This window comes from Mesorhizobium sp. IMUNJ 23033 (assembly GCF_044778005.1).
Lineage (GTDB): Bacteria > Pseudomonadota > Alphaproteobacteria > Rhizobiales > Rhizobiaceae > Mesorhizobium > Mesorhizobium amorphae_A.
In genome coordinates, this window is sequence record NZ_JBJACT010000006.1 from 257583 (window position 1) to 271692 (window position 14110).

A 14110-nucleotide genomic window follows, 5' to 3' on the forward strand; every position below is an offset into this window, starting at 1 on the left:
GGCAGCGGAGGGGAGCATCACGCCCCCTCCGCCATGATCTCGCGTCCGATCAGCCAGCGGCGGATTTCGCTGGTGCCGGCGCCGATCTCGTAGAGCTTGGCGTCGCGCAAAAGCCGGCCGGTCGGATAGTCGTTGATATAGCCATTACCGCCGAGCAGCTGCAGCGCGTCGAGCGCCATCTGAGTCGCCTTTTCGGCGGCAAACAGCACGCAGCCGGCGGCGTCCTTGCGGGTGGTCTGACCGCGGTCGCAGGCGGCGGCCACGGCATAGACGTAGGCGCGCGCGGCACTCATCACCGTGTACATGTCGGCCAGCTTGCCTTGCACCAGCTGGAACTCGCCAATCGCCTGGCCGAACTGCTTGCGCTCGTGTACGTAAGGGATCGCCACGTCGAGGCAGGCCGCCATCAGCCCGATCGGGCCGCCGGCAAGCACCGTGCGCTCATAGTCGAGGCCCGACATCAGCACCTCGACGCCGCGTCCTTCCTCATGCAGCACATTGTCGAACGGCACCTCGACATTTTCGAACACCAACTCGCCGGTATTCGAGCCGCGCATGCCGAGCTTGTCGAGCTTTTGCGCCACCGAAAAACCGGCCATTGTCTTCTCGACGATGAAAGCGGTTATGCCGCGCGAATGGCGCTCCGGATCGGTCTTGGCATAGACGACCAGGGTCTCGGCATCCGGACCGTTGGTGATCCACATTTTCGAGCCGTTCAGCACATAGCGGTCGTTGCGCTTTTCGGCGCGCAGCCTGAGCGACACGACATCCGAGCCGGCGCCGGATTCCGACATTGCGAGAGCACCAACCTTTTCGCCGCTGCAGAGCGGAGGCAGATATTTCTCCTTCTGCGTCGGTGTCGCCCAGCGGTTGATCTGGTTGACGCACAGGTTGGAGTGGGCGCCATAGGAAAGACCGACCGAGGCCGAGGCGCGCGAGATCTCCTCCACCGCGATCACATGGGCAAGATAGCCCATGCCGGTGCCGCCGAAATCGGGATCGGCGGTGATGCCGAGCAGGCCGAGCGCGCCGAGTTCGGCCCACAGATGCGCCGGGAATTCGTTCGAGCGGTCGATCTCGGCGGCGATCGGCGCGATCCTGTCTTGGGCGAAGCGCCGCACCAGGTCGCGCAGCGCCTCAATGTCTTCGTCAAGCCCGAAGCTGAGCGTATTCGTGTACATGCCGTTCCTCCCCGGTATTAGTGTCGATCCTTGCGCCAACGAGGCGCATTGTCATCGAAAGATACGACGCCGTGACCTCTGCGATCGACAGCCGCTCGCCCGGCCGGAACCAGACGATGACGCCGGTCATCATCTGGATCAGCGCCATGGCGGTCAGGCCGGTATCGTCGATGTCGAAGGCGCTCGTCTCCACGCCGTCGCGCAAGATCGCGCGCAGTTCCTTTTCGTAAGCTGTGCGCATGCGCTGGATCTGCGTCAGGCGCTCATGCGACAGGCTGCGCAGCTCCATGTTGGAGATATGCGTGGCGTGGCGGCGTTCGATATGGAAGGCGATGTGGTTCCGGACATAGGCGGCGAGCCGTGCGGCCGGGTCGGCAGTTGTCGGGCGTGCCGTCTCCCACGCTGCGCTCAGCCCCTCCATGTGTTCGCGCATCAGCGTGAACAGCAGGTCTTCCTTGGTCGGAAAATAGCGGTAGAGCGCGGCCGCCTGCACGCCGACTTCGGCCGCCAACTGGCGCATCGACATCGCTTCGTAGCCGAGACGCGCGATCAGGCTGACCGCCGCCTCGCGGACGGCAGCCTCGGTCTTTTCGCCATCGGAACCGGTCGTGCGGGCCATTTTTTCACCTCATCGAGGCAAATAATAAAACAAACGTTCAATTAATTCAAGGGGGCGCAATCTGCGTGCCCTGTTCACACAACGATCGTGAAGCTCGATGGCGCGTTCCAGGAGCTGATTTCCTCGACGTCGACGCGCGAAACCGAAGCGCCTGCCGGGCCGATCCAAAGGCGATCGATCATTGACGAGACCGCGGCGTTGGTTCCGGCCATCCGTGCCGTCACCGAACCATCGCTTTCGTTGCGCACCCAGCCGACAAGGCCAAGTCCAATCGCCGCGCTTCGTGCCCAGACCCTGTAGCTGACGCCTTGCACTCTGCCGAAAACGCGCGCCTGCACCGCCCTTTGCCGATCACTCATCGTTCACCCCAAAGCGTCTCCATGCGCTGTGCGGATGAATCTGGCGCTTCACCCAGCGAATGCAAGCGGCTTACATCGGGATTGCGCGGGGGCCGGATGCTCGCGCTCTGGGCTACGTATGTATGACATGATCCAATCGCAGGTCGGGCTCTCCTGCTGCCGATACAGGTGCCAGACCGCAACGAGCGGAAGTCGCCAATAGACCTGCCGCATGGCAGATAAGCATCCTCGCCAAAGCCTGAGCTGGATTGCTAGTCGCCGCGAAACGCGCGGCTGGCCTGGTCGGTCAACGGCTTGAGCAAATAGGAAAGCACCGTGCGGTCGGTGGTCCTGAGAAAAACCTCGGTCGGCATGCCTGGCTTCAGCTCCAGCGGGCCTGCCTCTTGGAGGCTCCTGGCCGACAGCACGATGCGCACGGCATAGTAGGAGACGCCGGCCTTCTGGTCTTCGATGAGATCGGGCGAGATGCGGTCCACCTCGCCTTCGACCTCCGGCGTCGTCTGCTGGCTGAATGCGGAAAGGCGAAGCGTCGCCGGCTGTCCGATGCGCAGTTGGTCGATGTCCTGAGGGGCGACACGCGCCTCGACCACCAGCGCGTCGGCCGTCGGCACGATCTGCATGATCGCTTCGCCCGGCGAAATGACGCCGCCGACCGTATGGATCGCCAGCTGATGCACCCGGCCGGATTGCGGTGCGCGGATGTCGATCTGCTTCAGCGATTGCTGGGCCGCGATCTGGCGCTCGCGCAACTCGCTCGCCTTGGCGTCGATCTCGCGCAGCTCGCTTGCCACCTCGCTGCGCATGTCCTGGTCGATCTGGATGATCGCCAGTTCCGTCTCGCTGATGCGTCCGCGCGTCTGCGCGGCCGCGGCGGTAAGCTGGCCGTCCTCGCCGTCGAGCCGTGCCTGGGCGCGCTCGCGGTCGGCCAGCCGCGAAATCGGCACCAGCTTCTTCTTCCACAGGTCCCGCATGCCCTGCAGTTCGACCTTGGTGAGCGCGATTTCCTGCTGCTTGCTCTTCTGCTGGGCTTCGATACCGGCGATCTCCTGCCGGAATTGCACGACGCGCTCGCGCAACTGCGAGACCTGGCCGTCGCGTGCCTGGCCGCGCAAGGCAAACAGCTTGTTCTCGCCGTCGATCAGTTCGGCGATCTTGGGCTCGGCCGCGCGTGCCGCAAGCTGTTCGGGATAAGCGACCGCCGTGGCGCCATCGCGTTCGGCCATCAGCCTGGCACGGCGGGCAGACAGCTCGTCCAGACCGTTGTCGACGATGGCCAGATTGGCGCGTGCCACCGTGTCGTCGAGCCGCACCAGCACGTCGCCGGCCGCGACCATGCTGCCATTCTTCACATTCAGCGCGCCGACCACGCCGCCCTGCGGATGCTGGACCGATTTGACGTTGGAATCGACGACCAGATGGCCGGCCGCGACCACGGCGCCGGAAAGATTGCTCGTCACCGCCCAAAGGCCAAGTCCGCCGACCAGCACGAGGGCAGCGATGCCGCCCAGCCTCACATTGCGGTCAATGGCGCGCCGCAACCGCTGCTGTTGCGGCGATGCGGCCTCGACTGGCTTTGCTCCCTTGTCGAGAAAGGCAAGCGCCATCGACCTTGCACGCAACGCCAAGTCCCTGGCCGTATGCAGTCCCTCCGTTGCAAAGCTGGGCATTGCAAGCGCCATCTTCATCCCGCCGTTCCCACCGCATGAAGCGGCACGGCTGCGGGCTGCAGCACCTGCCGCGCTATCTCGCTCTTCGGGCCAAAGGCCTGCTGCCTGCCGCTGCCGAGCACCAGCAGATGGTCCAGTGCGGCAAGCGCGCTCGGCCGGTGCGCCACCACGATGGCGATGCCGCCGCGCGCCTTGATGCCTTCGATGGCTTGCGTCAGGGCCTGGTCGCCGGCGGCGTCGAGGTTGGAATTCGGTTCGTCGAGCACGACCAGGAACGGATCGCCGAACAGCGCGCGCGCCAATGCCACACGCTGGCGCTGGCCGGCCGAAAGTGCCGCTCCGCTTTCGCCGATTTCCGTCCGATAGCCTTCGGGCAGGCGCAAGATCATTTCATGGACGCCAGCGGCCCGCGCCGCCGCGATGATCGTCTCCGGCACGGCATCGTCGTCGAAACGCGCAATGTTCTGGCCGACCGTGCCGGCGAACAGTTCGACGTCCTGCGGCAGGTAGCCGATATGGCGGCCGAGCGAGCGCGCCGGCCATTGCTCGAGGGCCGCACCGTCGAGTCGGACCTTGCCGCGCGTCACCGGCCACACGCCGACCAGCGCGCGCGCCAGCGAGGATTTCCCGGAGCCGCTTGGGCCGATCACGCCAACGCCCGATCCGGCGCGCAGCGAGAATTCGACGTCCTGCACCACCAGGCGCCGGTCGCCGGGGGCCACGACGCTGATGCTCTCGACCGAGAGCTCGCCAGTCGGGGCAGGCAGCTCCATCCCGCTCTCCAATGCCGGGAGCGCCGCAAACAAATCGTCCAGGCGCCGCCAGCTCTGGCGGGCGTTGAGGAAGCCCTTCCAATGCGCAATGACAAGCTCGATAGGCGCCAGCGCGCGTGACGTGAGGATTGAGCTGGCGATGATGATCCCGGGCGTCGCCTGCTGGTGGATGACCAGATAGGCACCGAGCGCCAGCACCATCGACTGCAGCATCATGCGCAGGATGCGTGACACCGCGCCCAGCCCGCTTGTCAGGTCGCTGGCGCGCTCCTGCGCCTCGCGAAAGTCGGCATTGGCCCGGCTCCAGCGGCTAGCCAGCCTCTCGCCCATGCCCATTGCGGCCAGCACCTCGGCGTTGCGGGTGCTCGACTGCGCGATCGCGCTGCGGCTGGTGCTGAACCTCGACATCGCCTTGGTCGGCCCGCGAACCAGACGGTCGGTGAGCACCGTCAGCGACACCAGCAGAAGGGCGCCGATGAGCGCTGCAACACCGATCCATGGGTGGAAGAGAAAACAGATCACCACATAGAGCGGCATCCATGGCAGGTCGAACAGGGCGGCGGGGCCGGGGCCGGAGAGGAAGCCGCTCACCTGGTCGAGATCGCGCAGCGCCTGCAGCCCTTCGCCACGGTCGCGCGTGCGCAGCGGCAGGCGCACCACGCAGCCGAAGACGCGGCTGGAGATAGTCTCCTCGATGCCGGCGCCTATGCGCGTCAGCACCCGTGCCCGCACCGCTTCGAGAATGCCCTGAAAGACGTAGAGCACGGCCACCAGGATGATCAGCGCCACCAGCGTGGGCACGCTGCGGCTGGGCAGCACGCGGTCATAGACCTGCAGCATGAACAGCGAGCCGGAAAGCATCAGGATGTTGATCAGGCCGCTGAAGCCGGCAACGGCAACATAGGCACGGCGGAAGGAGGCAAGAGCCTCCCGCAGCTCGGAGCGAGCCTTGCGGTTCGGGTTTGGCGAAAACGGATGAAGCAGTATCTTTACCTCAACTATGCCCGGCCATCGGCATCTGGCGGTCTGGAAATCCGAACGCTGCCGTCAGAATGGCTGGGGCGTCAAATCTCCTTCAAATTCGCGGCGGCCCGCGCCTGAAGCACGGACCGCCAGGCAGTCTTGCATTTCGCGGTCAGCCCATGAGGTCTGCGCTCTGATGGTCCGATTGGGCTATCTGAGCCAGGATCTTGGCCACCGCAGCATGCGCCGCGTCGCCCGCATCGGCAACGATGTGGCCGTCAGCCGGGATATGCGCCTGCAACGCCGCCACCGCGCGGTCTATCGCCTGATGGAAGGGGCCGCCGCCATCGAGCAGATCGGAAATATCCTCTGCATTGGTGGGTGAGGCGATTGTCTGGCGGAACTGCAAATGCTCGCTGCCAAGCACGGCCGTATGTGATGTGTCCTGATCTGTCGCGCCGCCTGCAGTCTCATTGGCGCTGAGGGTGCCTTGCTTCGCCGCCGAATGGGTCTTGAAGATGTCGGCGAGCCAGCTTTTGGTGGTGTTGCCGGCATTGTTGCTCCCCGCATCCGCCACGGCGGTGGGAGCCGCCGATGCCACCGGCTGCGTGTCGCTCGTGTCGGAACTGGCATCGTCGGCCGAGGCGGTCGCGGCAAGCGTGCCCGACTTCATCGTCGGATCGATCAGGTCGCGTTTGACGTTCTTGGTGCCGATCGTCGCGGTCTGCGTCGAGGTGGCGATGTTCACGCCCGAGAATGTCACCGTGTAGGTGCCAGGCTTCAGCACCAGATCGTAGCCGCCGGCAGCCGATGTCGTGGTCTTGAAGGTCTGGCCGGCGGAATTCTTGGCCGTCACCGTGATGGCGCCGAGCCCTTCGCCCGGATCGTAGAAACGGTCGCCATCCTTGTCGTCGAAGGTGACGCCGGTCAGGAACAGGTCGGTGCCGGTCTTGGCGAAGTCTTCGGTGACGAAGGCGCTGCTGCGGCCCTTGTAGTCGCCGACCTCGAAGCCAAGGCCGACTTCGCGGAAGTTGGGATTGAGGATGTTGGCCCGGTGTCCCGAGGAATTCATCAGATTGGTGTGGAGGAGCTTGACCTCGTCGACATAGCCGGTCGGGGCGCGGGTCGTTGCCCAGGCGATATTCTCACCAGTGGCCCACGATCCGGTCAGGACATAGCCTGCAGCCTTCATGCGCGTCGTCGGCGACGAGCCACCGGAACCGGTGTGCGAAAAAATGTCGGTTGCCAGCATCCACCGGTCGTGACCTTCGGCGGCTTCGCTGAGGTCGTTGTCGAAGGCCAGAGGCTGGGCACCTGTCTTCGCACGCTCGGCATTGATGAGTTCGAGCAGATACTGCTCGTTGGCACTGTGTTGCGGCATTGGTATCCCCGTGGGTTCTGATGGTATTGAACCCCCTGTGCTTCCCGTCACCCGTCCTTGAGCAGCATATGTGTTTATGATTCGGCGCTAAAGTAAACAAATTAGAACATACGCACATATATCGTGTGCGATTTTGCCGGATCGCTTTAGCAAGGCTGAAATCAGGGTGCAGGATCAGTTTTCGGCTGAGCTCTCAAGTTCTTCTGACGCTTCTGCTCAGGCCATGGTGCCATTTCGAGAACTCTATATTTTCCCGGCGCGGTTTTTCCGAGGACCCTTAAGAGCTGGAATTCGCTAATGTATCTCCCGTACGAGAGATGCGCGAAATGTCCGGAAGCGGACGGTACTCGATCGAGAGGGGAGCCTCGACAAGAACAGGTCGTTCAAAGAGGATATATCTGTGTCGACCTGGCAAGGCCCGCTTCTGCACCGGCGAGACGGCTTCGAAGCGGATGTTGGGTTTCACACGGTTCGCTTGGCGTGAACTAAAAATTCCGAGCCCAGCATCGATCAAGGAAGGCCGGCGTGCCGACGGACGACCGATTCGATGCAATGCGAAATGAGTGCGGCTGCGCGACGGGAACCGACTAGTTCCCTCGCGCTGCTGCCAGTGCGCCCGGCAGTTCCTCGGCGAAAATGTCGAGCTCGTGGTCGAGCCCGACGCTGACCCTGATGCAGCGGTCGAGCACCGGCACCATCGGCTTGCGGATGAACACGTCGCGCGCCAAAAGCCCCTGCAGCACTTTCAACGCGAAGGCGCCATCGCTGCCGCAGTCGATGGTGACGAAATTGGTCGCCGAAGGCAGCGGCTTCAGCCCGTTTGCTTCAGCGATCCCGGCAATTCGCGGCCGCCCAGCTTCGACCCGCGCCACCACGCTCTCGAGATAGACCTGGTCGGCAAGCGCCTCGACGCCGGCGATCTGCGCCATGCGGCTGACGCCATAGTGGTTGCGGATTTTCTCGAAATCGCGGATCACCTGGGCCTCCGCCACCGCATAGCCGCAGCGTATGCCGGCCAGCCCGTACGCTTTGGAGAAAGTGCGCATGCGAATGACGTTTGGTCGGGAAACTTCGAGCGGCGGCAGCGCCGAGGCCGGCCCCAATTCGCCATAGGCCTCATCGAGCACCAGCATGGTGGTCTCGGGCAGCGCCTCGATGAAGCGGGTGATCTCGGCCGCCTCCCACCAACTGCCCATCGGATTGTCGGGATTGGAGAGATAGACCAGAGGCGCCTTATCCGCGACGACCGCCGCGAGCAGCCCGTCCAGGCTTTCTTTGTCGCCCTCGTAGGGCACCGCAACCAGACTGCCGCCGACGCCGGCAATATGGAAATTGAAGGTCGGGTAGGCGCCGAGCGAGGTCACCACCGCGTCACCCGGCGCAACATACATGCGCGCCACCAGGCTGAGCAGACCGTCTATGCCTTCGCCGACCACCACGTTCTCGGCACCGACGCCGAGATGGGCGGCAATTGCGACCTTGAGGTCGAAATTGTCGGGGTCGCAATACATCCACATGTCGCGGGCAATCCCGGCCATGCGCTCGATGACCCGCGGCGAGGGGCCAAAGCTGCTCTCATTGGCGCCGATGCGGGCACGAAAAGCACGGCCACGCTCACGCTCCTGCGCCTCCGGCCCGACAAACGGCACCGTCGAGGGAAGCGCGCCGACAAGCGGCGTGAGGGGAGGGCGCTGGCGCATAGTAAGGCTCGCTCGAAAATCGGTCTTCTTGCTAGCGTGGAGGCATGTTGGGCGCAAGATGACAATGCCGCACTGGATTTCGCCGATCCGTTTTGCTAGCGAAATAGAATGAGCAACCGATTGCCGCCCGCTTGGGCCAAGCACCTTAAAACCCAAGCAGCGCCGAAGGGCGCACCGCCGAAAGTTGGGCAACCGAAACCTCAGCCCGCAAAGGCGGCTCCGTCTCGCGCTCAGGCCAACGATATGATGTTGAGGCAGGCGCTCGAGTTCCAGCAAGAGAATCGATTGCCTGAGGCGGAAGAACTCTGTCATCGCGTTCTGGCTAGAACGCCCGAACATCCGCTGGCCCTTTATATACTGGGGACGCTGGGGATCGGGTACGGCGAAGAGAAGGTTATGCGGTATTTTGCTCGGGCGATCGCGCAGGAGCCTCTAAATCCCTACTACCACCTTAGCCTCGGTCAAGCCTATTTGAGGCTCAGCGAGTTTACACCGGCGATCGAACACATTCAGTACGCACTGACATTGAAGCCGGATCTGGTGGAAGCGCTTTGCGCCTTGGGCGATGCATACAATTCGTTTGACAAGGGGGAAATGGCGCTGCCGCTCTTTGAGAAGGCGCTCAGGGTCGACCGAGATCATCCCATGGCCCGGTTGGGGCTGCCTCGTGCGCTGGCAAGCCTCGGCCGTATGGACGAAGCCGCGGTTCATCTCAAAGAGGCAATAGATCGGCGCATCGCGGTACCTGCTGCCTACAATGCACTTGTACGCACGCACAAATTCACTGAAGAGCCATCAGAACTCGCGGCGATCCTGACGGAGCTTCAAGACCCTGACCACGGATCCGAGGGAGCGACGGCGCTCCATCACGCGGCCGGAAAGTTGCTCAACGACCTCGGTCGCTACAAGGAGGCGATGGATCACTTCAAAAAAGGAAATCAAGCCGGAGGCCAGAGCTTCGATGTGCAATCCTACCGGCGTTGGGTCGACGCCCTGATCGAAACCTTTACACCGGATTTGGTGGCTTCAAGGACTGCTTCTGGCAATGTCTCGGAGGTGCCCGTGTTCGTAGTCGGGATGCCTCGCTCGGGCACAACACTGACTGAGCAGATCTGCGCCAGCCATCCCAATGTTCATGGCGCTGGCGAGTTAGCAAAGCTTAGACGCACAGCGAATGGGCTCGATCTTAGGCATGGTTCCGACATAAGCCCGGGTGAGGCGATCGCATCGATGACTCCACAGCTGTCCAGGGCGCTGGCTGCGGAGCATCTTGCCTACCTGCGCGAGCGGGCCCCTGATGCGCTTCGAATTGTCGACAAGATGCCTCACAATTTCGAGCTGGTCGGCCTGATTGGCATCCTTTTCCCCAACGCGCGCATCATTCATTGTCGCCGCGACGCCATTGACAACTGTATCTCTTGCTTTGTCCTGCAACTCAGTGAAGGGCATAGCTATAGCGCCGATCTGGAGACACTGGGGCTTTACTACAGGGAGTATGATCGTCTGATGCGGCATTGGGAAAAGATTTTCCCGGGCCGTATCTTCGAAAACCGGTACGAGACGTTGATTGAAAATCAAGAGAAGCAGTCGCGCTGTCTCATAGATTATCTCCGACTACCCTGGGACGATAGCTGCTTGCGCTTTTTTGACAGGGGCGGCTCCGTAAAAACCTATAGCAATTGGCAGGTCCGCCAGCCGATCTATACGTCGTCCGTCAAGCAGTGGACGAATTACGAAAGCGAGATCCAGCCGCTGATCGACGCCTTGGGAGATCTTGCCGACATTTGAGCGTGAGGGCCCGTCGCTGTTTCGCCGTTACCTACGAAATTCTTGAGCGGAGCCCGTCGTCCTCAAAGAACACGGTGCCCAACAAAAAACCCGGCGGTTGCCCGCCGGGTCTCGATTTCAGTCAGGTCGAGCCTGTTAGAACGAGCGCTGGAAGCGGAGGAGGCCGCCGACGCTGTTCTTCTTGTCCGCATTGGTCCAGTTGCGATTGTCAACGTCGCCAAACTTGCCGTCGTGGTCGTAGTCGACTTCGGCCGTGACCGTGAAGCCGGGCACGATGTCGTAAGCGACGTTCGCCGCGACGCCATAGTTCTTGTCGTCGTCAGCCGATGCCTGCAGGTTGAACGAGGTCTTCTCGTTGAACTTGTAGGTGCCACCGCCCCACACAGCCCAGTTGCCGCCCCACTGCTTGTAGAAGTTGCGGTCGATGTTATCGTCCGTTCCGTAGCCGGCCATGAGGAACAGCGACAGTTCGCTGGTGGCGTTCACGTCGAGGCGAACCTTGCCGGCCCACTCTTCCCAGGTGCTGTCATAGGCGCCGACAGCAATGATATCGCCCCAACCCTGCGTGTACTTCACGCCGCCGACGACATGCGGCACGTAGCTGTCGATCGTGTCGTTGCCGGACGTGGCATTGAAGACATAGTTGCCAGCCCCATCGAGGACAGCAGCACCAGCATCGCCGGAACCTTCTTCGAGCGAAACCACTGCGGAGAAGCCGTTGCCGGCGTCGAAATAGTACTGGACGACGTTGGTGTCGAAGCCACCATAGGGAACCAGCGTATCCTGGATGACGTTGCCGGCGTAGCCGATGAACGTATTGAAGGCCGATTCGTCCTTACCGACGCGCAGGCCACCGAGCTGGATCCAGGCGAAGTTCAGCGTGACGCCTTTGTTGACAGCGTCATTGCCGAAGTCATCGCCATAGCCGTTGGAGTTGCCGAAGTTGAAGCGGGTCTCGGTGTAGGTCTTCAAGGTGCCGAGCTCGGTTTCCTGGCCGGTCCAGGTCTTCAGCGTGAAGCGGGTGTTCTTGTACCAGGTGTCCTGTTCCTTGGGGTCGCCGAACTGGTTGAAGGCGCGAGCACCATCGAACGAGCCGACGTCGCCGGCGCCGATGTCGTAACGGACAAAGCCGCCGATGCGCAGGCAGGTTTCGGTGCCGGGGATGTAGAAGTAGCCCGAGCCGTAGACGTCGCAGATCTTGACGTATTCAGCCGGTTCCGGCTCGGCGACGACGACGGCGTCGGCGGCGCGCGCACCGGAAACTGCGATCAGGGCCGCAGCGGAGCCAAGGAGAAGGCTCTTGATGTTCATTTTCTGACCTCCAGTCAGAATCGAACGAAACAGCGGAGATGGCAGCGTGCGTTCTTCTCTACGCTATTGTTATCGTTATTTTTTCTTGGAAAACCGCGGGACTTTGCGTGGGCGTGCGGCCATCACCACAGGCGTTTGTTGGCGAAAGCGTGCCCCGAACCGGATTTGAGATAGCGCTCGAATGAAGCTGCCTTGGCCTGGTTTGAGAAGGCCATATAGGTGACGATCCGCCACGGCAGGAACTTGGATGTATGGCTGGCTTTTCCTGCGTTGTGTTCAGCAAGCCGTCGTTTTAGGTCCGACGTCACGCCGACATAGCGCTCGCCTTCTGTAGCCTCGCTCTCCAGAAGATACACATACCACACGAACCGCCCTCCTTTGCCAAGGCTTCGGAGGGCATCCTGCTCCGCGCAGGAGGCACTGCCAATCCAATTTTGCAAGGGATTCGCTATACTTATCCTGCGCGCGTGTAGGGCGCGCAGGCGGACCGGCCCTCCTTCGCTACGGCTTCGGAGGGCATCCTGCTTCGCTCATAAGGGTTGGGCTTGTCCTGCGAAGCTCGAAGAGCGAAGCAGGATGGCGGAGAGGATGGGATTCGAACCCACGAGAAGCTTTTGACCTCTACTCCCTTAGCAGGGGAGCGCCTTCGACCACTCGGCCACCTCTCCGTTGCGCCGCTGGATAAAGAAAAGCGCCGGTACAATCAACAGCTGGCGCCATTATCGCGGAAAAATCCGGCGTAGCCTGACGGACAGCCTACGCCATGCGGCGATTCTGCGGCAATTCCCTGGCCGGCGACTCGGGTGACATGACCGCAATTGCGGCGGCGCCGTCGCCGGATTCGGCCGCATTGCAAGGGCCGCGGGAGCCCAGATGGTTAACGAGAGCTTTCGGAGTGAGGCCAAATCGTGTCATTTGTGCAACAACGACCGGGGATAGCGCCCGAACTGCCCTTTTGCCGGTACGATCGTGGTTGAACGCCGCCGCCTCATGGGTAATGTCGAATTCGAAGGAGCGGCGCGGTGCGCATCTTTTTCGGTTAGTGGGGATGGGGCAGGGAACGCTGTCCTTCAGCAAAGAATACCCAGACCCGTTTTTTAACTTTTGACTGGAGGTCAGAAAATGAACATCAAGAGCCTTCTCCTTGGCTCCGCTGCGGCCCTGATCGCAGTTTCCGGTGCGCGCGCCGCCGACGCCGTCGTCGTCGCCGAGCCGGAACCGGCTGAATACGTCAAGATCTGCGACGTCTACGGCTCGGGCTACTTCTACATCCCCGGCACCGAAACCTGCCTGCGCATCGGCGGCTATGTCCGTTACGACATCAGCGGCGGCGACGTCGGCTCGTTCGACGGTGCGAAGACCCTCGACGTGGAGGACGGTAGCGAGAATGACACCTGGCGCAAGAAGGCCCGCTTCACGCTGAAGACCTGGACCGGCCAGGAAACCGAACTCGGCACCTTGAAGACCTACACCGAGACTCGCTGGAATTTCGGCAACCGCAACGACTATGCCACCGTGTCTGACAATATTGCTGGCAACTCGGGCGTCTCGCTGAACTTCGCATGGATTCAGCTCGGTGGTCTGCGCGTCGGTAAGGACGAATCGGCCTTCAACACGTTCATCGGCTACGCCGGCAACGTCATCCAGGATACGCTGGTTCCCTACGGCGATTTCGACACCAACGTCATCCAGTACTACTTCGATGCCGGCAACGGCTTCTCCGCCGTTCTCTCGCTCGAAGAAGGCTCGGGCGGCGGTACTCCTGATTTCTACGGCAAGGGTACGATCGACAGCTACGTTCCGCATGTCGTCGGCGGTCTGAAGTATACGCAGGGCTGGGGCGCCATCACCGGCGTCATCGCTTATGACAGCAACTACGAAGAAGTCGCCGGCAAGGTTCGCTTGGACATCACCCCGATGCAGAACCTGTCGCTGTTCATCATTGGCGGCTACGGCACCGACGACAACCTGTCGGATCCGACCTGGGCAATCCCGGCCGGCGGCCGCGGCTTCTACAAGCAGTGGGACGGCAACTGGGCAGTCTGGGGTGGTGGCACCTACACCATCAACGAGAAGACCTCGTTCAACCTCCAGGTGTCGTATGACGAAGGTGAGAACCTCGGTATCGCGGCGAACGTCGCCTACGACGTCGTCCCCGGCTTCACGGTCACGGCTGAAGTTGACTACCTCCATGCAGGCAAGTTCGGTGAGGCCGATTTCTCCAACTGGACCAATGCTGACGACGACAACAACATCGGCGGTATGCTCCGCTTCCAGCGCTCGTTCTAAGGGCTGGTTCTATACAGGTGAAATCCAGCCCGGGCGCATCAACGCCCGGGCTGGATTGTTTTCGTGACTGGGTCAACGC

Annotated in this window: 11 protein-coding genes and 1 tRNA gene; 2 read left to right on the plus strand and 10 right to left on the minus strand. The window is 62.2% G+C overall.

Annotation, left to right across the window (positions count from 1 at the left end; translation table 11 throughout):
- Nucleotides 1-17 precede the first annotated feature (17 nt).
- The 7 genes from ACFX5Q_RS10285 to ACFX5Q_RS10315 all read right to left on the minus strand — a co-directional run bounded on the left by ACFX5Q_RS10285 (nt 18) and on the right by ACFX5Q_RS10315 (nt 8643).
- A complete protein-coding gene (locus tag ACFX5Q_RS10285) occupies nt 18-1181 on the minus strand; it encodes an isovaleryl-CoA dehydrogenase (RefSeq protein ID WP_404277362.1) in 1164 nt (387 codons plus the stop codon).
- Nucleotides 1150-1800, minus strand: coding sequence for a TetR/AcrR family transcriptional regulator (locus ACFX5Q_RS10290; RefSeq protein ID WP_404277363.1), 651 nt, complete (start codon nt 1798-1800; stop codon nt 1150-1152). Before ACFX5Q_RS10290 ends, ACFX5Q_RS10285 begins: the two co-directional genes overlap by 32 nt.
- Nucleotides 1801-1874: 74 nt before the next feature.
- Nucleotides 1875-2159: an acylphosphatase gene (locus tag ACFX5Q_RS10295; protein WP_404277364.1), complete on the minus strand. Its 285-nt coding sequence runs from the start codon at nt 2157-2159 to the stop codon at nt 1875-1877.
- A gap of 251 nt (nt 2160-2410) precedes the next feature.
- Nucleotides 2411-3844, minus strand: coding sequence for an HlyD family type I secretion periplasmic adaptor subunit (locus ACFX5Q_RS10300; protein ID WP_404277365.1), 1434 nt, complete (start codon nt 3842-3844; stop codon nt 2411-2413).
- Entirely contained in the window at nt 3841-5583 is a 1743-nt protein-coding gene (locus ACFX5Q_RS10305; protein WP_404277466.1) for a type I secretion system permease/ATPase, read from the minus strand. The genes ACFX5Q_RS10300 and ACFX5Q_RS10305 overlap by 4 nt, the downstream gene beginning before the upstream one ends.
- A gap of 151 nt (nt 5584-5734) precedes the next feature.
- Entirely contained in the window at nt 5735-6943 is a 1209-nt protein-coding gene (locus tag ACFX5Q_RS10310; RefSeq protein ID WP_404277366.1) for a CAP domain-containing protein, read from the minus strand.
- 587 nt (nt 6944-7530) lie between these two features.
- Entirely contained in the window at nt 7531-8643 is a 1113-nt protein-coding gene (locus ACFX5Q_RS10315; protein ID WP_404277367.1) for a pyridoxal phosphate-dependent aminotransferase, read from the minus strand.
- A gap of 108 nt (nt 8644-8751) precedes the next feature.
- Here ACFX5Q_RS10315 and ACFX5Q_RS10320 point away from each other — a divergent pair, with 108 nt between their 5' ends.
- Complete coding sequence (locus ACFX5Q_RS10320; protein ID WP_404277368.1) at nt 8752-10431, plus strand: tetratricopeptide repeat-containing sulfotransferase family protein; 1680 nt, start codon at nt 8752-8754, stop codon at nt 10429-10431.
- 135 nt (nt 10432-10566) lie between these two features.
- Here the strand turns inward: ACFX5Q_RS10320 and ACFX5Q_RS10325 are convergent, their stop codons facing one another.
- From ACFX5Q_RS10325 to ACFX5Q_RS10335, 3 genes are all read right to left on the minus strand, one after another.
- Entirely contained in the window at nt 10567-11742 is a 1176-nt protein-coding gene (locus ACFX5Q_RS10325) for a porin (protein ID WP_404277369.1), read from the minus strand.
- A 122-nt stretch (nt 11743-11864) separates the two neighbouring features.
- A complete protein-coding gene (locus ACFX5Q_RS10330; protein WP_404277370.1) occupies nt 11865-12107 on the minus strand; it encodes a GIY-YIG nuclease family protein in 243 nt (80 codons plus the stop codon).
- A 212-nt stretch (nt 12108-12319) separates the two neighbouring features.
- Nucleotides 12320-12410: transfer RNA gene (locus ACFX5Q_RS10335), tRNA-Ser, on the minus strand.
- Between the two features lie 454 nt (nt 12411-12864).
- Between ACFX5Q_RS10335 and ACFX5Q_RS10340 the strand changes: the two genes are divergently transcribed.
- The gene (locus ACFX5Q_RS10340) at nt 12865-14031 is read left to right on the plus strand and encodes a porin (RefSeq protein ID WP_404277371.1); all 1167 of its coding nucleotides are present in this window, start codon (nt 12865-12867) and stop codon (nt 14029-14031) included.
- Nucleotides 14032-14110: the final 79 nt, after the last annotated feature.